Here is a 26240-nt window from a genome sequence, read left to right on the forward strand (position 1 = left end):
CTTGTTACTACGCTTTCAGCGCTCATGAGACCTCACGGGATAAGTCCTACATCTTTCCTCGTTTATACAAGATATGAGGACGTTAAAAGGTTAGAGTGAATTCAATTACTCCCGTGATTTACGCATATGGGTTACGACTACCTTTTTGGACTTTAGAGTTTCTGGCCCCCTTATCCGCTATATACGCCTTACTATCACGTTCCTGTTCGTAGAGCCACGATTTCGCTATCCCTTCCTCTGACGATTCTTATTTCCAGCGTCAGACTTAAAACGGTCTATCCCCAGACCGTTTTAATCCGCTACCTCACGATAGTCAGGCTTGGGAATCGCTACTGGGTTCACCGGTAGCAGGTGCCCACCGAGGACTTACACCTCAGATGCACGACATGCCCGTCGTACCAAAAATAGCCCTTCGGATAAAATCCGAGGGGCTAGAAACGTTGTTAAATCAACGGCCGAACTTTTGAATTTCAAGGTTCGGGATAAAATAGTTTACTGAACTACTTTATTTTTTCAAGTTGTAGAATGATTTCAATCCACGGTATTCTGCTACTTCACCAAGTTGGTCTTCGATGCGAAGCAATTGGTTGTATTTAGCGATACGGTCTGTACGTGAAAGTGAACCAGTCTTGATTTGTCCTGCGTTAGTTGCAACTGCGATGTCAGCGATTGTTGAATCTTCAGTTTCACCTGAACGGTGTGATACAACGGCAGTGTAACCAGCTTCTTTAGCCATTTCGATAGCTTCAAAAGTTTCAGTAAGAGTACCGATTTGGTTAACTTTGATAAGGATTGAGTTAGCAGCACCTTCTTGGATACCACGTGCAAGGTAGTCAGTGTTTGTTACGAAGAAGTCGTCACCAACAAGTTGTACTTTCTTACCAAGACGTTCAGTAAGAGCTTTCCAACCATCCCAGTCGTTTTCATCCATACCATCTTCAATAGTGATGATTGGGTATTTGTTAACCAATTCTTCAAGGTAGTCGATTTGTTCTGCAGATGTACGAACAGCAGCACCTTCACCTTCAAATTTAGTGTAGTCGTAAACTTTACGTTCTTTATCGTAGAATTCTGATGAAGCACAGTCAAATCCGATAAATACGTCTTTACCTGGTACATATCCAGCAGCTTCAATCGCAGCAAGGATAGTTTCAACACCATCTTCAGTTCCTTCGAAACGAGGAGCGAACCCACCTTCGTCACCTACGGCAGTTTCCAAACCACGTGATTTAAGGATTTTCTTAAGAGCGTGGAAGATTTCAGCACCGTAACGAAGGGCTTCTTTAAATGTTGGCGCACCAACTGGCAAGATCATGAACTCTTGGAAAGCGATTGGAGCGTCAGAGTGAGAACCACCGTTGATGATGTTCATCATTGGAGTTGGAAGAACTTTAGTGTTGAATCCACCAAGGTAGCTGTAAAGTGGGATTTCAAGGTAGTCAGCAGCAGCACGAGCTACAGCGATAGACACACCAAGGATTGCGTTTGCACCCAATTTACCTTTGTTAGGAGTACCGTCAAGAGCGATCATAGCACGGTCGATAGCTTGTTGATCACGTACATCGTAGCCAATGATAGCTTCAGCAATGATGTTGTTTACGTTGTCAACAGCTTTTTGTGTACCAAGACCACCGTAACGAGATTTGTCACCGTCGCGAAGTTCAACTGCTTCGTGTTCACCAGTAGAAGCTCCTGATGGAACCATACCACGTCCGAAAGCACCTGATTCAGTGTAAACTTCTACTTCAAGTGTTGGGTTACCGCGTGAGTCTAGAACTTCGCGAGCGTAAACATCAGTAATAATTGACATTTTTTACTCTCCTTATGAGTTAAATTTTTTACACCTCTATAATACCTTAAAACCCCTCCTTTTTCAAGAAAAAACGTTATCTTTGTGCAACTTTTCCTTAACTTTATAAAGTAATCGCTTTCTTTTGTCTGTTTTATTCTAACTTTTATGATATACTGTTTTCATGACAGATTTATCAAAACAATTACTTGAACAAGCTCATGGTGGAGCAAAATTAAATCCGGATGAGCAAAGACGCTATCTTGGTACTTTTGAGGAAAGAGTTCTTGGATATGCAGATATTGATACAGCAAATAGCCCTCAGTTAGAAAAAGGATTTTTATCTATTTTAGAAAACCTTCAGGAAAAAGCAGAGCCACTATTTGTGAAGATTTCACCAACTATCGAATTTGACAAGCAAGTTTTCTACTTAAAAGAAGCAAAAGAAACTGATAGTCAAGCTACCATAGTATCTGAAGAGCATATTACTTCTCCCTTCGGTCTGGTTATCCATAGCAATGCACCCGTTCAAGTAGAAGAAAAGGATCTTCGACTTGCTTTTCCAAAACTTTGGGAAGTTAAAAAGGAAGAACCATCCAAAACATCCTTATGGAAAAAATGGTTTGGCTAAATATTGCGCATAGTTAATAAGTGCCCAATATTGGCAGCCGTGTGCTCCAGATAGAGACTGGCATTTTTCAAACTATCTTCCAAAGGTTCATTTTTCTCCAAAATAGAAAAGGTGGCTTGGATATTTTCAAATGGTAAGGGAGGTAAATCTTCAGCAAGACTACCGCAAATAGCAATAACAGGAACTCCGACAGGGGTTCTTTTTGCAACACCTATAGGCGCTTTCCCAGCAAAGCTTTGACTGTCCAGTCTACCTTCTCCAACAATCACCAAGTCAGCATCTGAAACTTTCTTATCAAAGTTGATTAAGTTCAAGCAGGTATCAATTCCCGACACGATATTTTCCTGAGCAAAGGCACACAAACCGCCAGCAATGCCTCCACCAGCTCCTGCTCCTTTAATTTGCAATATTGCAGGTGAGACTTTTTCATAAAAGTCTTGGATTGCTTGATCTAGGACTGGAAACATAGTAAGATTTAGGCCTTTTTGCTTGCCAAAAGTGTAAGTCGCACCTTGATGACCACATAAGGGACTCACGACATCTGATAAAATATGAATTTGAACACCTTCAGGAATTTTATAGCGATTTTCTGTTGAAACAGAAGCTAAGTTTAATAAGGATTGACCGGAAGCAGGCAAGACATTTCCGTCCCTATCATAAAATTGATAACCTAAACCAGCAGCAATCCCCAGTCCTCCATCATTACTGGCCGTGCCACCAACACCGATATAAATATCTTTAATCCCTTTAGAAATGAGATGGAGAATCAACTCTCCGATACCACAAGTTTGGATTTGAAGTGGATTTCGTTTCTCTAGCGGAATTTTTCCAAGACTAACCAAGTCAGCTACTTCAAATAGTGCCAGTTCCTCTTTTTGAAAATAGCGCATGGCTTCTTTTTGTCCAAAAGGGTCTGTCACTTGGATCCATTTTTCTTTTAGGTCAAGAGAATGTCGGATAGCATCTACAGTACCTTCTCCCCCATCACCAACAGGGCAGAGGAGACATTCTACATCTGCTATCGATTGTTGGAACCCTTTTTTAATAGCTTCAGCTACTTTCTGTGCGGTCAAGCTTTCCTTAAATGAATCTGGTGCAATAACAATCTTCACATTTTCCCTCATTCTAAAAAGTCAATCAAAGGAAGAACTTCTAAAAAATCCCTCTTGTCAATATGATGTGGTATTTCTTTTTTGAGCACTTCTTTGGAACAAAAGGCGATTCCTAACTCCGCCGACTTCAACATTAATAGATTATTGACCCCATCACCGATTGCCACCGTTCTTTCTTTAGAAAGTTTTAGTTTCTTTCTCCATTTTTCCAGAGTTTCTTTTTTGACCTGGGGACTTATAATTTGTCCAACTAATTTTCCTGTTAAAAGACCTTCTTTGACTTCAAGCTAGTTGGCAGTGAAATAGGCAATACCAAGGGATTTTGCTAATCTCTCCAACTATTGGTATAAATCCACCAGACACCAAACCAACTAGGATGCCATTCTTTTGGGGAATAGAGATGAACTCTGGGACATTTAGCGATAGATGAATTGAGTTGAAGACGTTATCAAATACCAAAATAGGAAGACCTTCCAAGAAGGACACTCTTTTTCTTAAACTGCTTTCAAAGACCCACTCTCCTCGCATTGCCCGACTTGTAATCTGCGAAATTTCCTCCTCACGACCTACCTTTCTTCCCAACAAATCAATCACTTCTTCTAGGATTAAGGTTCCATCCACATCCATAACACACAAGCCTTTTACTTGAGACATCAGTTCTCCTCTCTAAACAGCCCAAAAATCGTATGAAGTCATCATACGATTTTATCTATTAATTAACTAAACTATGGTACAAGTCAAGGTATGACTTGCAGGCTGTATCCCATGAGAAATCACACTCCATAGCTTGTTTTTGTAGATTTCTCCAAACGTCAGGATGGTTTCTATACAAGTCCAATGCTGTTTGGAAAGTCCAATTTAACCAGTAAGGTGATAGATTGTCAAAGCTAAAACCAGTACCGCTTCCTTCGATTGGATTGAAAGCGCGGACAGTATCTCGCAAACCACCAACTTCATGAACCAATGGCAAGGTTCCGTAACGCATAGCCATCATTTGAGACAAGCCGCATGGTTCAAAACGACTTGGCATGAGGAAGAGGTCACAGGCAGCGTAGATTTCTTGAGCAAGTTTGACATCAAAAGTGATATTTGCTGATATCTTGTCTGGGTAAATCTGAGCAAACCATGAGAAAGCTCCTTCAAAGGCTGGATCTCCAGTTCCCAAAAGAACAATCTGAACATCATTTTGCAAGATATGGTGAAGACTTTCGATCACCACATCAAAACCTTTTTGACGTGTCAAACGAGAAACAATTCCCACTAGAGGAACGTCAGATCTAACTGGCAAGCCAACTCTCTCTTGTAATTTTGCCTTATTCTGGGCTTTTCCAGACAAATCTTCCTGATTAAAATGATAGTCTAAAAGAGCATCCGTCTGAGGATTATAAAGGTCAGCATCAATCCCATTCACGATACCAGATACTTTACCAGACTCCATTCTAAGAATCTGATCCAAGTTACATCCGAATTTACTGGTCATAATTTCCTGAGCATAACTAGGTGAGACGGTTGAAACACGATCCGCATAGAGAATACCTGCCTTCATCCAGTTCAGACAGTTGTTCCAGCGAAGGGTACCGTCAGCATAACGTTCAAAGCCAACTCCAAACAAGTCCCATAACATTCCTTCTGAAAATTGTCCTTGGAATTCCAAATTATGAATGGTTAAAACAGTTTTTATTCCTTGATAGGCTTGAATCCAACGGTATTTTTCCTTTAACAAGAAAGGAATCATGGCTGTATGGTAATCATGAACATGGAGAAGGTCAGGAATAAAGTCAATCCTTTCCATAGCCTCAATGGCAGCAAGTTGGAAAAAGGCAAAGCGCTCTCCGTCGTCAAAATCACCGTAAACATGACCACGGAAGAAATAATATTGGCTGTCAACAAAGTAGAAGGTTACACCATTTAATACTGTTTTCTTAATTCCACAATACTGTCTGCGCCAACCGACGCTCACCTCAAAATGAAGAACATCTTCAATCTGATTTCCAAATTTAGCCTCTACCATGTCATAGTAGGGTAAAATCACTGCAACTTCATGTCCCGCTTTTACAAGTGATTTAGGAAGAGCGCCAATGACGTCTCCCAAACCACCTGTTTTTGAAAAGGGTGCACCCTCTGCTGCTACAAATAAAATTTTCATGAATGAATATCCTCTGTTACTTTGCTACCTTTCTTAACGACAACTGGATGTTCTGCAGTTCCTCGAATCACAACACCAGGCTCAACTTCAACACCCTTGTCCAAGATAGCATATTCTACCTGAGCTCCTTCTCCAATCACAACACGAGGGAAGAGTAGGCTATCTTTAACCAGGCTATCCTTATGGATATGAATATTACGTGATAGAACAGAATTAGCCACTTGACCTTCAATGATACTACCAGACGCAAACTGAGAAGTACTTACCTTAGATGTATTAGCATAGTAAGTTGGTTCTTCGTTCTTAACCTTTGTATAAATCTTTTGGTTTGGTGAGAAGAGAGAATAGAATTTCTGTGATTCAAGCATATCTTTATTAGCTTGGTAATAAGACTCTACAGAGTGAATATTGGCTAGGTAGCCTGTGTACTCGTAGGCGAAAGCTCCCTCTTTTGCAGCCAAATCACGTAAAACATAACGCAATTTCTCTGGATGTTCTTTTTTAGCTTCTTCTTCCAAGCGTTCAATCAACCACGGTGTATCAACGACAAAGATATCTGTAGACATATTGAACGTTTCAGCTGTTGACTTGCTATCAAAGAGTTTATGAGAAAGAACATGGTCTGTTTCATCCACTTCTAAGATTGCATTTACTTCTGAAATATCTTTCTTAGCTAGTTTTTTATAAACTACAGTGATAGGCCCTTTTGTTGTACTATGTAGATGGAAAACTTGGTTCAAATCAATGTTAATCAAGACATCGCAGTTGAGGGCAACCGTTTGGTTTGATCCAGAGCGTTTTAAATAAGTAAGAAGCTGTTGGTAGTATTCTTTTCCTACTGTGCTACTCTCCACACGAGTATTGTAAATACCTAGATAATAGTGACTGAGAAGGGTTGATAAGCCCCACTCGCGTCCTGAACGAATATGGTCAAAGACTGAGCTGATATTATCCTGCTGGAAAATACCAAAGACACTACGAACACCTGCATTAGCAAGGCTTGAAAGTGGGAAGTCAATCAAACGATATTTCCCACCAAATGGCAAACTTGCTACTGGACGGTGGTCTGTCAATGTCGACATATCGTGAAAACCAACTGTGTTTCCTAAAATGGCAGAATATTTATCAATCTTCATCTGTTGCTACCCCCACTACTTCATTATATCCTACAACTTGTACTTCATCTGTTCCATCAATTTCGACACCGTCAGAAATAATCGCACCTTCACCAATAATGGCACGTTTAATCTTAGCTCCTTGACCAATGATAGCTCCACTCATGATAACTGAATCTACTACTTCTGCTCCTTCGCGAACTTGCGCGCCTGTTGAAAGGATAGAATGTTTAACAGTTCCATCAACGAAACATCCGTCTACAACTAATGAGTCTTCCACATCAGCATTTGCTCCGAGGAAGTTTGGTGGTGAAATCAAGTTTCTTGAGTAAATCTTCCATTGACGGTTACGACTATCCAAGGCATTTTCTGGAGAAATATACTCCATGTTCGCTTCCCAAAGTGACTCAATAGTACCGACGTCTTTCCAGTAACCGCTAAATTCGTAAGCATAAACACTTTCACCTGACTCAAGGTAATTTGGAATGACATTTTTACCAAAGTCTGACATATCGACATTGCTCTTTTCAGCAGCGACTAACATATTGCGGAGACGCTGCCAATCAAAGATGTAAATACCCATAGAAGCTTTTGTAGATTTAGGTTGAGCTGGTTTTTCTTCAAATTCTACAATACGATTGTTAGCATCTGTGTTCATGATACCAAAACGGCTAGCTTCTTTCAGAGGAACATCAAGAACTGCTACTGTCAAACTAGCATTATTATCCTTATGAGACTGGAGCATAGCATCGTAGTCCATCTTATAGATATGGTCACCCGAAAGAATCAAAACATACTCAGGGTTGACACTGTCGATATAATCAATGTTTTGGTAAATAGCGTGGCTAGTCCCCTCAAACCAACGATTTCCTTCACTTGCAGAATATGGTTGAAGGATAGAGACACCAGAATTAATCCCATCTAGACCCCAACTTGAACCATTCCCGATATGGTTGTTGAGAGCAAGTGGTTGATACTGGGTGATGACTCCAACATTGTGAATACCTGAGTTGGCACAGTTTGAAAGAGCAAAGTCAATGATACGGTAGCGCCCACCAAATTGCACAGCTGGTTTTGCGATGCTTTGAGTGAGTTTACCGAGACGAGTTCCTTGCCCACCAGCAAGAATCAAAGCTAACATTTCATTCTTCATTTTCTACTCCTTTTTGGTTTTTACTTGTGACAGTTTTATCAGATTTCAAGCGGCGTTTGATTTTCCAAACACTTGCTCCCATAGCCGGTAGGGTAAAGGTCAAGGTCTGCTCATAATCTTTCCATAGTCCTTCTTGCGTTTGAACAGTTTGATTATGTTCTTTCCAAACGCCTCCCCACTCTTCTAACTCAGTATTCCAGACTTCTTCATAAATCCCTGCAACAGGCAGACCGATTGTAAAATCTTTTCGTTCAACAGGTGCCATATTAAAGACGCAGACTAGCATGTCGCCCTTCTTACCCTTACGGATGAAGGAAAGAACACTCTGGTCTCGATTATCCGCATCAATGACTTCAATACCATCATAGCTGGTATCGATTTCCCACAGACAGCGATGATCTTTGTAAAACTGGTTTAGCTGAGAAGTGAAATACTTCATCTTAGCATTCATAGGGTCTTCTAGATTAGACCATTCCAACTGCTCTTCAGATCTCCATTCTAGGAATTGGCCGTATTCACTACCCATGAAGAGCAATTTCTTACCAGGGTGACAAATTTGGTACGTATAGAGATTGCGCAAGCCTGCGAATTGATTATAGCGATCTCCCCACATCTTGTGCATCATACTCTTCTTGCCATGAACAACTTCATCGTGTGAGAATGGTAGGAGATAATTCTCCTTGAAGACATACATAAAGCTGAAAGTCACTAGGTTAAAGTCGTATGTACGATAAATCGGATCTTCTTCATAGAAACGGAGAATATCATTCATCCAGCCCATATTCCATTTGTAGTCAAAGCCAAGACCATCTGAATCCTTTGTATCAGTAATCTGAGTAGCTGATGAACTTTCCTCAGCTATCATCATCACATCTGGATGAGCTAGTTTAATGACATCATTCAAGCGTTGAAGGAAATAATATCCTTCATAGTTGAGATTACCGCCATCTTTATTCGGTGTCCATGGGGCATCATCGTAATCTAGATAGAGCATGTTGCTAACCGCATCCACGCGAATACCGTCCAAATGGTAAAAGTCAATCCAAAACTTAATGCTAGAAATCAAGAAGGACTGGACTTCATTCTTCCCAAGGTCGAAATTGAGTGCTCCCCAACCATAGTTATGAGCCTTTTTATGGTCCTGATACTCAAAAGTCGGTGTCCCATCGTAATAGGCTAAGGCATCATCATTAATAGTGAAGTGACCAGGTACCCAGTCCACAATAATCCCAATATTGTTTAAGTGACATTCCTCAACAAAATCTTGAAACTCTTCAGGACGACCATAGGCATGCTCTAAAGCAAAGTAACCCATAAGCTGATAGCCCCAACTCAAACCGAGAGGGTGAGACATCAAGGGCATAAACTCAATGTGAGTATAGTTCATCTCAACTAGGTAAGGAATGAGTTCATCTTTCAATTGAGCAAAACTATAGGGACTACCGTCTGGATTTCTCTTCCAAGAGCCAGCATGAACCTCGTAAATATTGACAGGACGCTCTTCAAAGCTTAAGCGTTTTCTACGGGCTAGCCAGAGTCTATCCTTCCATTTTTTCTCTGGAATCTCTGTTAAAATCGCTCCAGTACCAGGTCGTGCCTCATACCGTACAGCCAAAGGATCAATCTTCATAAGCTGATGACCATTTGCACGTGTGATATGGTACTTGTAAATTTGGCCTTCTTGAGCAAAACTGGTAAAGACTTCCCAGACTCCAAATTCATTCCGTTCCATCGGAATTTGATTTTCAACCCAATTGGTGAAATCCCCTACCAAGTGAACTGCCTGAGCATTGGGTGCCCAAACTCGGAAAGTATAGCCAGACTCACCATCTTTTTCTTCCCTATGCGCTCCCAGATAATGCTGGAGGTGAAAATTCTCACCTGTCATAAAGGTGCGCAATGCTTCTCTTCTATCCATATACTCCCTTTCTGCTGTAAGCGTTTTCTGTGTTTTTATTATACTACTTTTTTAGAGAAGATTCAAGTAAATTACTATACTTCTTTAAAATTATTTTGAAAATCTACAAAAAGTTCACTTTCTCGTTCAATTGTAAAGCAATATTTTTTCAAAAAAATGTGAAAACACCTTTCTTTTCTCTACTATAATACCAAAAAGTTCGTATTTTTCTATGATTATTATTGTTTTATAGCAAAAAAATAAAACCAGGAAAACAATTTCCTGATTTTACACGTTTGATGAAAATATTTATCAAATTTTCTATACAAGTGAGTTATCAACTAAGTTCTTTCTATTCGTTCACTTCCAATGATGTGTTAGAATAGCGAGATAGATGGTCTTTATAAAACACTCAAGACAGCTAGACTAATATCATCTAACACATTATCTTCTTTTGAACGACTATTAGTTACCAACATAGCTAAATTTCCTGCATTTTCAAATTGATAGGGTTCTGATTTAGCATTCACAACCACCAAGAGGTGTTCTTTCCCATGAACTTCATAGATAAGGCAGCCGCTATGTTCAATCGCAGAATGCACAAAGACATGATGGTAAATTTCATCATAGCTAGAGTAAGAAAAGGCACCAGTTTTTGTCTTCAATCGGATGACTTGACGGATAAACTCAATACTGTCTTGACGCTCATTGATCAAATCCCAGTTGACTTGGTTCACACTGTCAGGAGCATTATAGCTATTCATCGCACGCTCTCTATCATCATGGGTCAACTCACCATTCTCACCAGTCGCAACCAGTTTGGTACGACCAAATTCTTGACCGATTTCCATAAAGGCCATCCCTTGCATGAGTAGGTTCATAGCTGTGGCTGTCTCGACCTTGCGCATGATTTGTTCTGAACTTTGGTTTGGATGAAGGGTTGCCAATAAATCGTGAAGATTGTAATTGTCATGGGCTTCCACATAGTTAAGCACCTGATTTGGATGTGTATAGGTTCCTAATTCACGACTTCCTAGGATTGCTTTGGCTAGAATTGGCTCTGTCGCAGCACCGCTGACAAAACCTGACTTGATAGCACCATAAACTTCTCCACCTTTGACAGCATCACGCTGATTGTCATTAAAGAAACCAATATTTGGCATTTCGTAGGCGTTGTCTTTCTTAGCCTTATCATAAGGTGCAAGACCTGTTCCCATGTCCCAACCTTCTCCATAGAGGATAATGTTAGGGTCGATTTCATCTAAGCTTTGACGAATCATCTGCATAGTCTTGACATCATGAATCCCCATTAAGTCAAAACGGAAGCCGTCAATATTGTATTCCTGAATCCAGTATAGAAGAGAATCAATCATATACTTGCGGAACATTTCGTGTTCACTGGCTGTTTCATTTCCAACGCCTGTTCCATTCTGGAAGGTACCGTCTGGATTCATACGATAATAGTAATCAGGGACAGTTGTTTGGAAAGGTGCATCAACAACTGAGAAGGTATGGTTATAGACCACATCCATAATAACACCAATACCCGCATCGTGGTAAGCTTGAACCATGGTCTTCAAATCACGAATAACCTGAGCTGGGTCGTCTGGATTAGTTGAAAAACTAGTTTCTGGCGCGTTATAGTTTTGTGGGTCATAACCCCAGTTGTAGGTTACATTCCCATCCTCATCGTATTCTTTGTGACGGTCTGCAATTGGTTGCAACTGAACATAATTGTAGCCCAGCTTCTTGATGTAATCAAAAGCAGTTGCTTGGCCGTACTGGTTAACTGTTCCAGTCTGTGCAGCACCTAAGAAAGTTCCTCGAAGATGTTCATCCACACCTGAGGTCGGTGATTTGGTCAAATCACGAATGTGCATTTCACAAATAACTGCCTTACATGGATTTGCCAAGCGCCAAGTAGCCTCTGAACCGTGCTTGACCTCGAAGTTTGCAACTTGCTTTTCTTCATGGCTCAGGATAGCTGAACGTTTGCCATCAGGACTGGTCGCGATGGTATAGGGATCGCGTGTCACTGTTTGGTGGTGAGGGAATTGGACTTGATACTGATAAGCCTTACCAGTCAAATCTTCCTCAACATCCAAACTCCAGACACCGATTGTATTGTCCTTGTGATTATAAGAGTAGCTATTGCCTCTCTCCATCTCAAAGGTCTTCCAAACAGGAGCATCATTAGCAGCTGATTCATAAACGACAACCTGCACTTCTGTCGCTGTTGGAGCCCAGAGAGCAAAACGAGCCTGATTGTCCTCTACACGGCAACCCAATTCCCCTTGGTAGCCCCAGTGGTGGTCGAAACTAGCGCTATTGATAGCCTTGTCAAAAGCAAAAGGATTTTGATTTTTATAGAAAGGACTTGCAATTGCAGGATTTTCAGAATAATAAATTCTATCATCGCCTTCCAAAATCCAGACCTCTGTTAAGAGGGGATAGTGATTAAAACGGATAGCATATTCTTTACTAGTTTGGCCTGTGTGAACCACAAAATTCAAGCTTTCTAAGGGATGAGCACTTGGGTGTTCAAAGCTAAATAAGGCTCCAAAATAATCTTCTTGGTAAGTTAGTAAATCAATTCGTTGATCCTTACTCTTTACAAAAGAGCAAGTGTCGTATTCACCATTCTTTCGATGGTAATGAATGCGCATAGGGTAGTTATACATTTTTATTTTTCCTTTTTACTTTTTAATTCGTTTCTATTTCACTAATAAATTCTTGACTAATCTCGTCTCGATTGACAAAAAATTCGATGTGATGATGGCAGACTTGAAGTTCAACTGGGGTATCTCCTCCATATTCCCCATCTAGGTTCAGCATAAATGGTTCTTGGTCATCTAAAACTTCTAAACGTAGTTTGCTAGTTTTAAGGTATTCGATATTGACGTCTGAGACATGCTGACCACCATTAATGGCCTGTATCAATAAGCCCAACATATCAAATAGCTTGTCTGTCTTGACCAAAATCAGAGTAAAATTACCATCGTCTAACTTGGTATCAGGCGCTAACTGCTCAAACCCTCCAATGGAATTGGTCAAGGCAACAAAAATCAAGGACACCTCTCCTTCAAAGACCCCCTGATCGTGTGTGATTCTCACTGGACGAACCTTGGTCTTAGGAAACATTTCAATGCCTTTAGCAACATAGGCAAAATAACCAAGACGCGTCTTGACTTCACTTGGAACACTGTAAGTCAATTCGGTTAAGGTTCCAGCAGCGGCAATATTAATAAAATATTTGTCGCCAAAAGCTCGTCCAATATCCATATGAATGGTCTCATTTTTAGCAATAATCTGAGCAGCCGCAACAGGATCACCCATTGGAATTTTTAGGGCACGCGCATAATCATTAGTCGTACCTGTTGGGATGATAGCAAGCCGAGGTCTCTTATCGAGCGAGGCAACCCCATTGACTACCTCATTAATTGTTCCATCACCACCTGCAGCAATAATCAAATCAAAACCAGCTTTGGCTGCTCTCTCAGCTTCTTTTTGTGCCGAAAGAGGTTCTGGAGTCGTTTGAAAGGCACTGGTTTCATAGCCAATATTTTCCAAAACATCCAGCACTTCTGCTATATTTTTCTTGATAATTTCCTGCCCTGAGGTTGGGTTATAAATTAAACGCGCACGTTTTCTTTCTTCTGTCATTGTTACAAACTTTCTAGCCAAGCTTCATCTCGAACTTCGATAGCAAGTTCTTGCGCCTTTTGAAGTTTACTTCCAGCATCTGCTCCTGCCACGACGAGGTCGGTCTTTTTAGACACACTGCCTGTCACTTTGGCCCCCAGACTTTCGAGTTTACTTTTAGCTTCTGAGCGCTTGAGCCGTTCCAATTTTCCAGTCAATACCACTGTCAAACCTGACAAGGCTGCATCCGCTACTACAGTTTGACCTTTATAATCCAGATTGACCCCAGCTTCTTTCAATTCTCTGAGGAGAATTTCAGAGCCTTCTGTCGCAAAATAAGTCTGGAGACTCTTGGCAATCACACCACCCAGACTCTCAATACTAGCCACTTCCTCTGGATCTGCCTGAACCAGATTTTCAATTGAGTGGAAATGTTGAAGTAAAAGCTGACTGGCCTTGTTTCCGACATGGCGAATTCCCAAACCAAATAAGAGCTTCTCGGCAGAATTTTCCTTAGATGCTTGGATAGCCTGATACAGTTTAGCAGCGGACTTTTCCTTGATCCCCTCTAAAAGGAGGAAATCTTCTTCTTGCAAACGATAAATATCCGCCACATCCTTGACTAAATTAGCAGCAAAGAGTTTCTCAACAATAGATGGACCAAGGCCTGTAATATTCATAGCATCACGAGAAGCAAAGTGAATCAAGCCTTCCATGATTTGAGCAGGGCAACGCGGATTGATACAACGCAGGGCCACTTCATCTTCAAAGTGCAGCAAGTCAGAGTTACAACTTGGACAGTTTGTAGGGATATCCAGTTTCTCTTCAGAAACCCGTTTGGACTCTACTACACGTAAAACGGCAGGGATAATATCTCCAGCCTTATAAACGATAACCGTATCATCTTTTCGGATATCTTTTTCAGCAATATAATCCACATTGTGCAGAGTCGCACGGCTAACAGTTGTACCAGCTAGTTGTACTGGTGTTAGATTCGCAGTTGGGGTTACAACACCCGTACGGCCAACTGTCCAATCAACTGATAAGAGTTGAGCTTCTTTTTCTTCAGCTGGGAACTTGTAGGCTACTGCCCACTTTGGAGCTTTAACGGTAAAGCCAAGTTCTTCTTGGCCTGCTAGGTCGTTGACCTTGATTACCACTCCATCAATATCGTAAGGCAGATTTTCTCGTTCTTGTCCAACTTCTTGGATAAAATTCCAGATTTCATCCATGCTTTCAGCCAGAATTCGCTTAGGATTAACCACAAAACCTAGTTGTTCTAGGTGCTTCAAAACCTTTTCTTGACTATCACGAGTTGACGGGCTGGCTTCTTGATAGAGGAAGGTAGCAAGATTGCGCTTGGCAACTACTGCTGTATCCAACTGTCGCAGGGTGCCTGCTGCCGCATTACGAGGATTGGCAAATTCAGGCTCTCCATTTTCTTGTCGTGCTTGGTTGACCTGGTCAAAAGAAGCGCGTGGCATATAACATTCCCCACGAACTGTGATATCTAGTTCTTCTGGCAAAGTCAAAGGAATGTCCTTAACACGTTTGAGATTTTCTGTGATATTTTCTCCAATAGAACCGTCTCCACGTGTTGCACCAACAACTAAAATCCCCTTTTCATAAGTCAGCGAGATAGATAAGCCATCGATTTTCAGCTCACAAATATAGGTCGGATAAGCCACTTCCTTACGAACACGCGCATCAAATGCTTCAAGCTCCTCACGTGAAAAAGCATCCTGCAAACTATAAAGAGGATACTGATGACTGTATTTTTCAAAACCATCTAAAATCTTGCCACCAACACGATGGGTCGGACTGTCTGCTAGCACTTGATCTGGATAGGCAGTTTCTAACTCAACCAACTCTCGGTAAAGGCGATCATACTCACTGTCTGAAACCGAGGGATTATCGCTGGTATAGTACTCAGCCGCATAGCGATTGAGCAAGGCGACTAACTCATTCATTCTTTTATTCATAAGACCATTTTACCATAAACTAAGCCCTCCTCACAAACGAGAAGGGCGGAAAAAACACTTAGTTTGAAATTATTTTTGAAACTCAAGCAGCCTTATATCAATTTTTCAAAATGAGTTCGAACATAAATAAACGATATACAAGACAAGATGATAACACCACTTCCAATTATCAGGAAAGAAGAGAGATGTACACTTGGCAAGACTGTCATAAATCCTTTTGCAATAGGCATAAATAGAATAGCTAAGGTAAAAATTGTACTCAGTACTCTCCCAAGAAATTCGCTCTCAACCTTGGTTTGTACTTGAGTAAAAAAGTGAATATTAAAAATCGTCATAAACAATTCACAAACTAAATTTCCAGAAAAGGAAAGAAAATTTGGAAGTGGTAGTCCCATCATAAAAACTCCGACACCTGTCAAAGCCAGTAAAATCAAAAGATTATAAACACTTGCCTTTACTTTGCTAGCTAGAATAGCTCCCACAATGGAACCAATAGCCCCCATAGTTAAAATACTTGCATAGGCTCCTTCTGACCCGTAAAGCTGATTCGAAAAGGGAAGTAGAAATTCAAAAGCTGCAAAAAAGAAATTAACGCTGGAAGCTACCAGCAAAAGGAAAAAAATTTCTTGCTGATGCCAGATATAGTGTAACCCATCCTTGATATCTACAAACATATCTCTCCCAGTAAAAGCCTTTTTCTCTTGAACTCCTACTTCCTCTTTTGGAAGGAAAGCCACTAGAACAAAAACAATGAAAAAAGTCAGCGAGTCTAGCAGTAGCGTCATATGGAGACTTGCAAACTGTAAAACAAGGAAGGAAAGAACAGGAGAGCTAACACCTACAACCTGCAAAACCAGCTCTAAGCGAGAGTTATAGATCACAATCTCATCTTTCTCAACAACCTCAGTTATAATGGCCTTATTTGCAGGTCTAGAAAATGCAAAAGCAATAGCCTGAACAATATTGGCAACAATCAAAGCTCCAATCATCCAGCTATCATTCCTTATGAAAGAAATAGCCAGACAAAGAATCCCACAAACAAGATCTGCCGTCATTAAAATCTTACGACGAGAAAAACGGTCTGAAATAACTCCGCCAAAGGGATTGACGAGAATAGATGTGACGAGCTCAGAAATCTGATACATTCCTAAAACTGTCTGTCCTATAGTCCCCATAGAAGCCAACCAGACACTATTTCCATAATCATAGAGCATATTTCCCATTTTATTGATAGCCCCACGGCTAATCAACTGCACTGCATAGCGATTCATATTAAAGCTCCTCTCAAATTTTGAAACTATTGTATCAAAACCGAAAGGAGCTTTTTATTTTTTCCCTTATTTGGGAAAATTAACTTTTGACAAATTTTTCGTAGTGTTCCTGATAATAGGCTACTTGCTCTGGAAGACCTAACACATCAAAAATATGCATGGCCTCTTGCATCTGCTTACAGCCTTCTTTACACTGTCCTTTTTGATATAAGGCAAAACCTTTTAAATAATGGAAAACATTACGCTCATAAAGCTTAATACCTTTGTCAATAATCTTCTCTGTATAAGCCTCAAAATAGTTGGCATTATAAAAAGAAGAATGCTCTAAACAATGCTGGTAACAATTGAGGGCCAAAATCAAAACTAATCTCTTATGGCGACTAATCTCTTGGTAAAATTCCTCCCTCTCCATAACTTCTCTACCAATCCGAGTGACATAGTCTACATCGTAGAAACTATAGAGGTTACCGAAAAGAATCAACTCATACATGGTCCATTCTTCTGTTTTGAAGAGATAATCTGCTACCTTATCCAAATCATCCTGCTTCATATCATAAGTCGCATCTCTTTGACAAATCAGACCTTGTAGCAAAATCCAGTTCAGCTCAAAATAAAGGGAAGTCGTCGAACTCTTAGACTTTTCAAGTTGTTCTCTTTGAAGCTTTTGAAAACCTGCAATATCGTTTGAATAGTAAAGTGGGATAATCTGTGCCATCATAGACACATGTTCATGATTATGAAAATTCCTTGCCTTATCCATGAAATTTTCGATTGTTACATGAATGTTATCCAAAATCTCAAAGAAACGGGAGACTGCCAGGTCAGACTCCCCAAGCTCAAAGCGAGATAACTGAGAGGTAGAGCAGGATTCGCCTGCTGCTTCCTTTAAAGAATAATTTCCACTTGTTCGAAATTCACGAAATACTTTTCCAAGATGTTCCATCTTTACACCTGATCTGATAATTCTTCCCACTCAAGCATAGCTTCTTCCTGACGATGGCTGATTTTGTCCAGCTCAGCCTGTAATTCCATGAGTTTGTCGGCATCGTTTGTTTCCAACATTTGTTCAGAAATGGCTTGGCTTTGACTTTCTAGCTCTTCAATTTCAGCTTCTAGACTTTCGATTTGTCGCATGAGTTTGCGAACTTCTTTTTGACTTTCTTTCTGGGCCTGATAGTCATTGACTGGACTTGCTTCCTTTGCTTGATTGCTAGTTGAAGCTTCCTCAGTCTGACTCATTTCTGCTGTTGCTTTCTTCTCAACATAGTAGTCGTAATCTCCAAGGTAGAGAGTTGAACCATTCTCAGACAATTCCAAAACATGAGTTGCCACACGATTGATAAAGTAACGATCATGACTGACAAAAAGCAAGGTACCATCAAAGTCAATCAAGGCATTTTCTAGCACTTCCTTACTATCAATATCCAAGTGGTTGGTCGGCTCATCCAGAATCAAAAAGTTATTGTTTTCCATAGACAATTTAGCTAAAAGCAAACGAGCTTTTTCGCCACCAGACAGCATGCCAACTGATTTTTTGACATCATCTCCTGAGAAAAGGAAGGCACCTAGACGGTTACGGATTTCAACTTCTGGTGTCAACTTAAAATCATTCCAGAGTTCATCCAGTACAGTATTACTTGGTGTCAGCTTGCTTTGGGTCTGGTCATAGTAACCAACCTCAACATTAGCGCCAAAGCGCTTTTCCCCCTTGATAAAAGGAATCTGGTCCACAATAGACTTGATAAAGGTTGACTTGCCGATACCATTTGGACCAACGATAGCGACAGCATTCATCTTACGAAGATCTAGGTTGATAGGTTGTGACAAGACTTCCCCGTCATAACCAATAGCCGCATTTTCAACAGTCAATACAACATTACCAGAGTTTTTTTCCGACTGGAAGGTCATATTGGCTGCTTTCTTGCCAGCTTCAGGTTTATCCAAACGTTCCATTTTTTCCAGTTGTTTACGTCGAGATTGGGCACGTTTGGTCGTTGAAGCTCGGACTAGATTGCGATTGACAAAGTCTTCCAGAGCCGCAATCTCCTTCTGTTGCTTTTCATAATTTTTTGCCTCAGTAGCTAGCTTCTGCTCCTTCAACTCAACAAAACGAGAGTAATTCCCTACATAGCGATCCAAGGAATGCTTGGTCAAATCTAGCGTAATCGTCGCAACCTTATCCAAGAAATAACGGTCGTGGCTAACAATAATGAGGGCACCGCTATAGTTTACCAAGTAATTCTCTAGCCAGGCAATGGTTTCAATATCCAAGTGGTTGGTTGGTTCGTCCAATACCAAAAGATTGGGCTTTTCAAGGAGCATTTTAGCAAGTGCCAAACGAGTATTTTGACCACCTGAAAGTTCAGCTATTTTCATCTGCCACATAGACTCGTCAAACTTGAAACCATTCAAAATCGCTCGAATATCAGCTTCATAGGTAAAGCCACCTGCTTGGTGAAAATTTTCAGATAAGCGGTCGTAATCTGACATCAGCTTATTTAAGTCCTCACCAGACTTTTCACCCATCTCCAGCTCCATCTGACGAAGTTGTTTCTCAGTCCGACGCAAGTCATCAAAGACATGAAGCATCTCATCGTAGATGGTATTTTCAGACTCAAAACGGCTATCTTGGGCTAGGTAAGACAGAGAAATATCTTTTTTCTTATTGATTTCTCCGCTAGTTAGCTCCTCTTCTCCAACTAAAATCTTCAAAAGAGTAGACTTACCTGCACCATTTTTCCCAACAAGGGCAATCCGGTCTCGTTCATCAACCTGCAGGTTAATATTATCGAAAAGAACCTCTCCTGCAAAAGAACGTTCAATTTTATTAGCTTGTAAAATAATCATACAAACAGTATAGCATGTTTCCCTAAGGCATTCAAGATAATCGTAAGTATTTTAGCGAAGAACTTGTAACATAAAATAAATTATGTAAAATTTGTATTGGATTCCTTCGCTATCTTGTTGGATTTTCTAATAAGCTAATCTTGCTTCAAATAGTTATCGCACAATTCTATTATTTAATTCTTTTCATTATATACGTACGTATAGCGGATTGAAATAAGATGAGAACAAATCGATTGAGGAAGTAAAATTAATTTCTATAAATGTTTTAGAAATTGTTTCGTACTATTTTAGATTCAACTACTATATATACAATATTTTCGGAGCATTCAACTTTTTAACTCTATTTATTACTAGATTTCATAATTAAAAAGCCTACTGACCAAGCTAGAAAGCTTGATACAATAGGCTTTTTAAAGGCTGATTATTTAACAGCGTCTTTAAGAGCTTTACCAGCTTTGAATGCTGGAACTTTAGAAGCTGCAATTGTCATTTCTTTACCAGTTTGTGGGTTGCGACCTTTACGTTCTGCACGCTCACGAACTTCAAAGTTACCAAAACCGATCAATTGAACTTTTTCACCAGCTGCAAGATAGTCAGCTACTGCTGCAAATACAGCTTCAACTGCTGCTGCTGAGTCTTTCTTAGTCAATTCTGTAGCTTCTGCTACTTTAGCGATCAAATCTTGTTTGTTTGCCATGTTAACGATTCCTCCAAATAATTTCTAATTAACAAATATAATCATATCCTAAAATCCCTTTTAGGTCAAGTTAAAAACGCTATTTCTTCCCATTTTCTTTATTTTTTTAGGAATGGTAACGTACCAAAATAGCCCAAGAGTTCTCACCTGTGTGAGTTTGAATAATGGAACCCGTTTCCAAAACAGAAATTGGCTTTTCAACATAAGCTTGTAAGCTTTCTTTCATCTCTTTTGCCCAATCATCACTACCAGAATATGAAATTCCAATCTCTGCTACAGAACGTTCAGAGAGAGATGTTATCAACTCATCTAACCATTTTTTAAAGGTTTTAGCTCCACGACCTTTAACCATTGGCTGCAATTCATGGTCTTTCATTTGCATGACAACACGGATATTGAGAAGGGAGCTCAACAATCCAGTTACACGGCCAATTCGTCCACCTTTGACAAGATTTTCCAAAGTTGAAACACCAATATAAAGCTCTGTATGGTTTTTAACCTCTTCTACATGAGATAAAATTGTCTCCATATCTTTACCTTCTTGAGCTAACTTCGCAGCCTCAACAACTTGGAATTTCAGGGCTTGGTCAGTGAAGGAACTATCAACAACAGTCACGTCGGCAGTAGATAGGCTAGCACCTTGACGCGCTGCTTCTACAGTACCCGAAAGAGCATGGGACATATGAATAGCAAGAATCTGGCTACCATCCTTGCATAGGTTTTCAAACACTTCAGCAAAGACACCTACAGGCGGCTGGCTTGTTTTCGGAAGATTCTTAGCTTCTTGCATCAAGTGAAGAAATTTACCTTCTTCTTTCAAATCAGCATCAGAATAAACAACATTATCAATCATTACAGATAATGGAACAATTGTAATATCTAATTGCTTTACTAGTTCAGGTTCAATAGTAACAGATGAATCGGTTACAATCTTAATTTTTGTCATAGTATCAATCTTTCTATTTTAGGATTCAGATTGGTTTCCTTGCTTCTAATTATATCAAAAAAAAGATTAAAAATCCTAATGGAGTCAATCAAATTTTCCGTAAAATTTGATATAATCAACTTATAAGAAAAGAGGTGTCCTATGATTAAAAAAATTTACCCCATTTTTACCATTTTACTAGGTGCTGCTATTTATGCTTTTGGACTGACTTATTTTGTAGTTCCCCATCATCTCTTTGAAGGAGGGGCGACAGGCATTACCCTCATCACCTTTTATCTTTTTAAAATCCCTGTTTCCCTCATGAACCTGCTGATTAACATTCCCCTTTTCATCCTAGCTTGGAAGATCTTTGGAGCTAAATCCCTCTATTCTAGTTTACTAGGAACATTAGCTTTGTCCGCCTGGTTAGCTTTTTTTGAGCATATTCCCCTTCATATTGATCTTCAAGGTGATTTACTAATCACAGCCCTTATAGCGGGAATCCTATTAGGAATTGGCCTTGGAATTATTTTTAATGCTGGAGGTACAACTGGCGGAACTGATATTCTAGCTCGTATTCTCAACAAATACACTCATATATCCATAGGAAAACTGCTCTTTATCTTAGATTTTTGTATTCTCATGTTGATTCTCCTAATCTTCAAGGATTTGAGATTGGTTTCCTACACGCTTTTGTTTGATTTTATTGTTTCTCGTGTTATTGATTTGATTGGTGAAGGAGGATATGCCGGCAAAGGCTTTATGATTATCACAAAACGTCCTGACCAACTTGCTAAGGCAATTAATGATGACCTCGGAAGAGGTGTTACTTTTATTTCTGGTCACGGCTACTATAGTAAAGAAAATTTGAAAATCATCTACTGTATTGTCGGTAGAAATGAGATTGTGAAAATGAAAGAAATGATTCATCGAATCGATCCTCAAGCCTTTATAACCATTACAGAAGCCCATGAAATCCTAGGAGAAGGATTCACCTTTGAAAAAGAATAAAAAGAGGTAGTGTAGTGATCTCAAAAGTTAGACTACATCATCTATCTTTTGGGTTACAGACAACCTCTTTTTTGTTTTATTTACTCAAGCTCTTAAGACCAATTCCGAGTTACTTCTTCATCAGTCTTTAACTGATCCACTAATTGGTCAACTGAGTCAAATTTGGTCATATCTCGAATGCGATCAAGCCAATAAACCATGACGGTTTCCCCATAAATATCTTGATTAAAATCAAAAATATTGACTTCAAAACGTGCTTCTTCTCCATCAAAGGTCACATTTTTCCCGACACTAGCCATAGCACGATACTTCTGTCTTTGAATCTCAACATCAACGACATAAACGCCATCTGCTGGCATATAAGTACGGTCTAAAAGCACTAAATTCGCTGTCGGATAACCAATTGTACGACCACGAGCATTACCATGAACCACCATACCTCTTGATGGAAGCGGTGCCCCCAAAAGTTTTCCTGCTTCTTTCACATCTCCATCTAAAATAGCTTGACGGATACGAGTTGAACTAATCTTTCCTTTCTCATCTTCTACAGGTGGAACAATGATAACTTCTCCATCAAAGTAATCCTTTAAATCTTCTGCTGTTTTTTTGTCAGAACCAAATGTATAATCAAAACCTGCAACAATAATTTTGGCATTCATAGCCTTGATATAAGTTGCAAAAAATTCTTCTGCCGTGAGACTAGCGAATTGACTACTAAAATCAAGGAGATATAATTCTTCTACACCTTCGCGCTTTAATTTTCTTTCACGTTCAGCAGGGTTCAAAATATGCAAAAACAAATCTGGATGATAAGGCTCTAAAGCGATCTTTGGAGATTCATTAAAGGTCATAACGACGATAGGCAATAAATCCTTTCTCGCAGCCTTGTTGGCAACACGAAATAATTCTTGATGCCCCTTATGTATGCCATCAAAATAGCCGAGAACAACGACTGAATCAGATGGTGTGCCAATATCTTTTTGGTTTTTTATAGGAATAGTAATAATCATAAAATAATTATATCATAGCGATAGCTATTTCTGGAACAGAAAATCTGAAATGTCGTTTTTTTCACCTGAAGTGTAGCTGTTTTCAAAAAGCACTTCACTCTATCGTTGCTTAACTATGAACTTTGCAATATTCTTCTCAAAAACTTGTAGGACATCTTCAAAAGTTTGAAAGGAGTGATTAGACTTGTTCGGTAACCATAAAGTGTCATACTATGCTTATGTATGAAAAAGCAATGCAACTAACTCCTGAGAACTTTAAATTACTAATTGGTGCCGAAAAGGTAGAATTTAGAATCGAGGTACACCTATGGCTGTAAAATTTACAAAATGAGACAACTTGGGCAAGATGTTTGAAGAATTTCCTAAACTCCCTGATTTGAAGCAAGTCACTTTCCCTGATGACAAAGAAAAAGCCAAAGCAGCAAAGAAAAACTAGATGACTGCTTTCCAACAACTCCCATCTAATGTGCTTCAGACTGGGTTATTTTTCTCTCCATCTGTTATCTTGGATTCTCGCTAAAGAATATCTTTTTCCTTATCAGAAGGAACGGCTCAAGCCATTCAGACAAGTGAAGGGATGACAAGCCAATATTTGAAACCAGATACCAGTTCTTATTTCATTTTACTATATTAAAAAGTATGGGTACCAAACAAAAAACAGGCTCTCCGAAAACTCGGAAAGCCTTATTTAATGCTACTTCTAGCTTCCTCGCCTTTACAGTTCAAGGCTCGGGATAAAAAGGTTCACTGAACCTTTTTATTTAGCGATTGGGTAAACAGAAACTTGTTTTTTATCGCGTCCTTTACGTTCAAAGCGTACTACGCCTTCAACTTTAGCGAACAAAGTATCGTCTCCGCCACGACCAACGTTTACACCTGGATAGATGTGTGTACCACGTTGACGGTAAAGGATTGATCCACCTGTTACAGTTTGTCCGTCAGCTGCTTTAGCTCCAAGACGTTTTGCTTGTGAATCACGTCCGTTTGATGTAGAACCTCCACCTTTTTTGTGGGCGAAAAGTTGCAAGTTGTTAAGAGTCATTTTTAACATAATGTTTTCCTCCGTGTTAGTTTTCTGTGATAACTCTGGTTTGGACGAACTCAGACGAGTTCTCCGATAAGTTTGCCATACCTAAGAAAAATGATTCAAAGAATAACTGGGTCATTTCTCTCTGGTGTGAAGGAAGATCTTTTGGAATTTCAACCATCAGATAACCACCTTCATCTTCGTTTAATTCTAGGATTGGTTCATAGCCTGCAAATTTCTCAATAGAATTGATAAAGTTAATGGCAAGCGTAGAAACCGATGCACACACGACATCTAAGCCGCATTCGCCACTCTCGGCGTGTCCAGTAATTTCCGCATTCCTCAGCTCGCCATCTTCGGCTCTCTCAAAGACTGCTTGTATCATGTGTTCTCCTTAAAATTAAGCGTTGATTGCGTTGATGACAACTTTAGTATATGGTTGACGGTGACCTTGTTTACGGTGGCTACCTTTTTTAGGTTTGTACTTGTAAGTAACCACTTTCTTTTGTTTTCCTTGTTTTTCAACAGTTCCAACCACAGTAGCTCCAGCAACAAGTGGAGTTCCGACAACAGTGTTTTCACCACCAACAAGAACAACTTCGTTAAAAGTAACTTCTTGACCAGCTTCAACGTTCAATTTTTCAACGTAAACTGCTTGACCAACTTCAACTTTAACTTGTTTTCCGCCAGTTTTGATAATTGCGTATGTGCTCATTATGCACCTCCTATGATTTTTATGGGTTTCCCCGAATTTTTTGTGAAGACTCGCCTAGCATCGTGGGACGAACCACTTAAACTTGAATAATCGAGCAACGATGTTCGTGCGGTTGCACAGGATTGTGCATAGTCAACTCTCTAAGTATAGCATATCTCCTATTTTCTTACAAGTAATAACACCTAAAATCAAGCTTTTTCTTTTACTTTTTTCCGCCACGAGGCAAAAAGCATGCTGATATAAAAAATGCTCATCATAATAGGAACACCAAGAATGGTCTTTTCATGATAGAAAATCGTCAAATAGGCTGAAAAGACAACGCCAAGGATAAAACTACTAAGCAGGCTAACAAATATGAACCCTTCACGCAAAAAAGGAGTGTGCTTAGTTCGGAAATAATTTCCAAAAGCTAGCATTGTTCGTTTGATATTCCCTGTCATAAAGGCATTATTATAAGCAATACCCGAAACCTCACCAAAGGCAGTTGTCACCAGTCCCATACAGAAGGCCAAGGGCGGCACTAGATAGATATTATCTACAGTTTGTGGCACAAAACCAATAATTATTGATAAGATTACCAAAGGAATCAGTGACAGAATTGGCTTTTTCACAATTCTCAATTTTTCCCTATAAATGGTTAGTAAAAAAACTCCCAGCATAAACGCTATTAAGGTTAAAAGCTTATCCCTAACATCCGAAACATTATTCTGTATTAGCTCTACCGAAAGAAAGACAACATTTCCAGTTTGTCCAGCTACAAGGGTATTCCCGCGAACAATAAAAGTGTAAGCATCCACATATCCAGCACAAAACGTCAAAAAAAGTGCTAACCTTTTAGACTGACGTGATATTTTTCTTATAGGTAATAACCTCATTTTCCCTCCCATTGTATTTTCTCTTAGAAATATTGTACCATTTTCTTTCTAAAAAATCGTAGGCTACCATTTAGATTTTACTATTAGCATAAAAATAATAATAGACAACTATTTATCCGAAAATAGATAGAGGTAGCATGTTTGTAGACAAAGCATACAAACCTTTAGTAAAATCATTTCCATGAAACTAGAATAGAGCCCCTCTTAACAAAAATAATTATTTTAATTTATTTCTAATCACTCCTTGATATAAATAACTCTCACCAATAAAAGACTATGTCTTAAAAAAATGGTATAATCCCGACTTTATCACTTAATTTTCCGCCGACCTTACTTAATCCCTTGGTACATCTGGATTTTCCGACTATTTTTCAACTTTTTGTTTGTTGTATATA

Annotated in this window: 23 protein-coding genes, 1 pseudogene and 1 other annotated feature; of the genes and pseudogenes, 3 read left to right on the forward strand and 21 right to left on the reverse strand. The window is 39.6% G+C overall.

What is annotated here, in order from left to right; genetic code table 11:
• Positions 1-505: 505 nt before the first annotated feature.
• Positions 506-1810: a surface-displayed alpha-enolase gene (eno, locus tag HT669_RS08680; protein WP_000022813.1), complete on the reverse strand. Its 1305-nt coding sequence runs from the start codon at positions 1808-1810 to the stop codon at positions 506-508.
• Between the two features lie 163 nt (positions 1811-1973).
• Here eno and HT669_RS08685 point away from each other — a divergent pair, with 163 nt between their 5' ends.
• Positions 1974-2420, forward strand: coding sequence for a DUF1694 domain-containing protein (locus HT669_RS08685; RefSeq protein ID WP_000131108.1), 447 nt, complete (start codon positions 1974-1976; stop codon positions 2418-2420).
• Here HT669_RS08685 and HT669_RS08690 read toward each other — a convergent pair.
• From HT669_RS08690 to HT669_RS08755, 15 genes are all read right to left on the reverse strand, one after another.
• Positions 2417-3532 (reverse strand): glycerate kinase, encoded by a 1116-nt coding sequence (locus HT669_RS08690; RefSeq protein WP_050138364.1) that lies wholly within the window; start codon positions 3530-3532, stop codon positions 2417-2419. The two genes, HT669_RS08685 and HT669_RS08690, sit on opposite strands and share 4 nt — an antisense overlap.
• Positions 3533-3540: 8 nt before the next feature.
• Entirely contained in the window at positions 3541-3774 is a 234-nt protein-coding gene (locus HT669_RS11245) for an HAD hydrolase family protein (protein WP_172926305.1), read from the reverse strand.
• A gap of 40 nt (positions 3775-3814) precedes the next feature.
• Positions 3815-4186 carry a phosphoserine phosphatase gene (locus HT669_RS11250; protein WP_050223215.1) on the reverse strand — a complete coding sequence of 124 codons (372 nt, stop codon included), beginning with the start codon at positions 4184-4186 and terminating at the stop codon, positions 3815-3817.
• Between the two features lie 58 nt (positions 4187-4244).
• Positions 4245-5678: a glycogen synthase GlgA gene (glgA, locus tag HT669_RS08700; protein WP_023940142.1), complete on the reverse strand. Its 1434-nt coding sequence runs from the start codon at positions 5676-5678 to the stop codon at positions 4245-4247.
• Positions 5675-6814 carry a glucose-1-phosphate adenylyltransferase subunit GlgD gene (gene glgD, locus HT669_RS08705; protein WP_000687036.1) on the reverse strand — a complete coding sequence of 380 codons (1140 nt, stop codon included), beginning with the start codon at positions 6812-6814 and terminating at the stop codon, positions 5675-5677. Before glgD ends, glgA begins: the two co-directional genes overlap by 4 nt.
• Entirely contained in the window at positions 6804-7946 is a 1143-nt protein-coding gene (locus tag HT669_RS08710; protein WP_023940141.1) for a glucose-1-phosphate adenylyltransferase, read from the reverse strand. Before HT669_RS08710 ends, glgD begins: the two co-directional genes overlap by 11 nt.
• Entirely contained in the window at positions 7936-9864 is a 1929-nt protein-coding gene (glgB, locus tag HT669_RS08715; protein WP_172922344.1) for a 1,4-alpha-glucan branching protein GlgB, read from the reverse strand. Before glgB ends, HT669_RS08710 begins: the two co-directional genes overlap by 11 nt.
• 380 nt (positions 9865-10244) lie before the next feature.
• Entirely contained in the window at positions 10245-12524 is a 2280-nt protein-coding gene (gene pulA, locus HT669_RS08720; RefSeq protein WP_172933683.1) for a type I pullulanase, read from the reverse strand.
• Positions 12525-12546: 22 nt separating this feature from the next.
• Positions 12547-13506, reverse strand: coding sequence for a diacylglycerol kinase family lipid kinase (locus tag HT669_RS08725; RefSeq protein ID WP_000134182.1), 960 nt, complete (start codon positions 13504-13506; stop codon positions 12547-12549).
• A 2-nt stretch (positions 13507-13508) separates the two neighbouring features.
• Positions 13509-15467 (reverse strand): NAD-dependent DNA ligase LigA, encoded by a 1959-nt coding sequence (gene ligA / locus HT669_RS08730; RefSeq protein ID WP_054392795.1) that lies wholly within the window; start codon positions 15465-15467, stop codon positions 13509-13511.
• Between the two features lie 92 nt (positions 15468-15559).
• On the reverse strand, positions 15560-16738 hold the full coding sequence (locus HT669_RS08735) for an MFS transporter (protein ID WP_172922343.1): 1179 nt from the start codon (positions 16736-16738) through the stop codon (positions 15560-15562).
• Positions 16739-16817: 79 nt separating this feature from the next.
• Positions 16818-17681, reverse strand: a complete 864-nt coding sequence (locus HT669_RS08740; protein WP_000400564.1) for an XRE/MutR family transcriptional regulator — start codon at positions 17679-17681, stop codon at positions 16818-16820.
• 2 nt (positions 17682-17683) lie between these two features.
• A complete protein-coding gene (locus HT669_RS08745; RefSeq protein WP_050254416.1) occupies positions 17684-19585 on the reverse strand; it encodes an ABC-F family ATP-binding cassette domain-containing protein in 1902 nt (633 codons plus the stop codon).
• A gap of 421 nt (positions 19586-20006) precedes the next feature.
• The gene (locus tag HT669_RS08750) at positions 20007-20282 is read right to left on the reverse strand and encodes an HU family DNA-binding protein (protein ID WP_001284639.1); all 276 of its coding nucleotides are present in this window, start codon (positions 20280-20282) and stop codon (positions 20007-20009) included.
• Between the two features lie 106 nt (positions 20283-20388).
• Positions 20389-21228: a DegV family protein gene (locus tag HT669_RS08755; protein ID WP_172933684.1), complete on the reverse strand. Its 840-nt coding sequence runs from the start codon at positions 21226-21228 to the stop codon at positions 20389-20391.
• A 141-nt stretch (positions 21229-21369) separates the two neighbouring features.
• Here HT669_RS08755 and HT669_RS08760 point away from each other — a divergent pair, with 141 nt between their 5' ends.
• The gene (locus tag HT669_RS08760; protein WP_000592055.1) at positions 21370-22218 is read left to right on the forward strand and encodes a YitT family protein; all 849 of its coding nucleotides are present in this window, start codon (positions 21370-21372) and stop codon (positions 22216-22218) included.
• A 92-nt stretch (positions 22219-22310) separates the two neighbouring features.
• Here HT669_RS08760 and HT669_RS08765 read toward each other — a convergent pair whose 3' ends face one another.
• Positions 22311-23228, reverse strand: a complete 918-nt coding sequence (locus tag HT669_RS08765) for a bifunctional riboflavin kinase/FAD synthetase (protein ID WP_000587435.1) — start codon at positions 23226-23228, stop codon at positions 22311-22313.
• Between the two features lie 478 nt (positions 23229-23706).
• On the opposite strand from HT669_RS08765, the pseudogene HT669_RS08770 reads away from it, so the two are divergent.
• Positions 23707-23847, forward strand: a pseudogene (locus HT669_RS08770) (TIGR03943 family protein); the annotation flags it as partial.
• 138 nt (positions 23848-23985) lie between these two features.
• On the opposite strand, the gene rpmA reads toward HT669_RS08770, so the two are convergent.
• From rpmA to HT669_RS08790, 4 genes are all read right to left on the reverse strand, one after another.
• Positions 23986-24279, reverse strand: coding sequence for a 50S ribosomal protein L27 (gene rpmA, locus HT669_RS08775; RefSeq protein ID WP_000916509.1), 294 nt, complete (start codon positions 24277-24279; stop codon positions 23986-23988).
• A 16-nt stretch (positions 24280-24295) separates the two neighbouring features.
• Complete coding sequence (locus tag HT669_RS08780) at positions 24296-24640, reverse strand: ribosomal-processing cysteine protease Prp (protein ID WP_000613692.1); 345 nt, start codon at positions 24638-24640, stop codon at positions 24296-24298.
• 15 nt (positions 24641-24655) lie between these two features.
• Positions 24656-24970, reverse strand: a complete 315-nt coding sequence (rplU, locus tag HT669_RS08785; RefSeq protein WP_000109141.1) for a 50S ribosomal protein L21 — start codon at positions 24968-24970, stop codon at positions 24656-24658.
• 36 nt (positions 24971-25006) lie between these two features.
• Positions 25007-25094 (reverse strand) — a sequence feature (ribosomal protein L21 leader region).
• A gap of 64 nt (positions 25095-25158) precedes the next feature.
• Positions 25159-25857, reverse strand: coding sequence for a YoaK family protein (locus tag HT669_RS08790; protein ID WP_023933523.1), 699 nt, complete (start codon positions 25855-25857; stop codon positions 25159-25161).
• Positions 25858-26240: the final 383 nt, after the last annotated feature.

This window comes from Streptococcus sp. 2100 (assembly GCF_013276335.1).
GTDB classification, from domain to species: Bacteria; Bacillota; Bacilli; order Lactobacillales; family Streptococcaceae; genus Streptococcus; species Streptococcus pseudopneumoniae.

Excerpts from the sequence above, each read along its gene's own strand:
- eno (WP_000022813.1), bottom strand. The coding sequence starts at position 1,810 with ATGTCAATTATTACTGATGTTTACGCTCGCGAAGTTCTAGACTCACGC.
- HT669_RS08685 (WP_000131108.1), top strand. The coding sequence starts at position 1,974 with ATGACAGATTTATCAAAACAATTACTTGAACAAGCTCATGGTGGAGCA.
- HT669_RS11250 (WP_050223215.1), bottom strand. The coding sequence starts at position 4,186 with ATGTCTCAAGTAAAAGGCTTGTGTGTTATGGATGTGGATGGAACCTTA.
- glgA (WP_023940142.1), bottom strand. The coding sequence starts at position 5,678 with ATGAAAATTTTATTTGTAGCAGCAGAGGGTGCACCCTTTTCAAAAACA.
- glgD (WP_000687036.1), bottom strand. The coding sequence starts at position 6,814 with ATGAAGATTGATAAATATTCTGCCATTTTAGGAAACACAGTTGGTTTT.
- HT669_RS08710 (WP_023940141.1), bottom strand. The coding sequence starts at position 7,946 with ATGAAGAATGAAATGTTAGCTTTGATTCTTGCTGGTGGGCAAGGAACT.
- glgB (WP_172922344.1), bottom strand. The coding sequence starts at position 9,864 with ATGGATAGAAGAGAAGCATTGCGCACCTTTATGACAGGTGAGAATTTT.
- pulA (WP_172933683.1), bottom strand. The coding sequence starts at position 12,524 with ATGTATAACTACCCTATGCGCATTCATTACCATCGAAAGAATGGTGAA.
- HT669_RS08725 (WP_000134182.1), bottom strand. The coding sequence starts at position 13,506 with ATGACAGAAGAAAGAAAACGTGCGCGTTTAATTTATAACCCAACCTCA.
- ligA (WP_054392795.1), bottom strand. The coding sequence starts at position 15,467 with ATGAATAAAAGAATGAATGAGTTAGTCGCCTTGCTCAATCGCTATGCG.
- HT669_RS08735 (WP_172922343.1), bottom strand. The coding sequence starts at position 16,738 with ATGAATCGCTATGCAGTGCAGTTGATTAGCCGTGGGGCTATCAATAAA.
- HT669_RS08740 (WP_000400564.1), bottom strand. The coding sequence starts at position 17,681 with ATGGAACATCTTGGAAAAGTATTTCGTGAATTTCGAACAAGTGGAAAT.
- HT669_RS08745 (WP_050254416.1), bottom strand. The coding sequence starts at position 19,585 with ATGATTATTTTACAAGCTAATAAAATTGAACGTTCTTTTGCAGGAGAG.
- HT669_RS08750 (WP_001284639.1), bottom strand. The coding sequence starts at position 20,282 with ATGGCAAACAAACAAGATTTGATCGCTAAAGTAGCAGAAGCTACAGAA.
- HT669_RS08755 (WP_172933684.1), bottom strand. The coding sequence starts at position 21,228 with ATGACAAAAATTAAGATTGTAACCGATTCATCTGTTACTATTGAACCT.
- HT669_RS08760 (WP_000592055.1), top strand. The coding sequence starts at position 21,370 with ATGATTAAAAAAATTTACCCCATTTTTACCATTTTACTAGGTGCTGCT.
- HT669_RS08765 (WP_000587435.1), bottom strand. The coding sequence starts at position 23,228 with ATGATTATTACTATTCCTATAAAAAACCAAAAAGATATTGGCACACCA.
- rpmA (WP_000916509.1), bottom strand. The coding sequence starts at position 24,279 with ATGTTAAAAATGACTCTTAACAACTTGCAACTTTTCGCCCACAAAAAA.
- HT669_RS08780 (WP_000613692.1), bottom strand. The coding sequence starts at position 24,640 with ATGATACAAGCAGTCTTTGAGAGAGCCGAAGATGGCGAGCTGAGGAAT.
- rplU (WP_000109141.1), bottom strand. The coding sequence starts at position 24,970 with ATGAGCACATACGCAATTATCAAAACTGGCGGAAAACAAGTTAAAGTT.
- HT669_RS08790 (WP_023933523.1), bottom strand. The coding sequence starts at position 25,857 with ATGGGAGGGAAAATGAGGTTATTACCTATAAGAAAAATATCACGTCAG.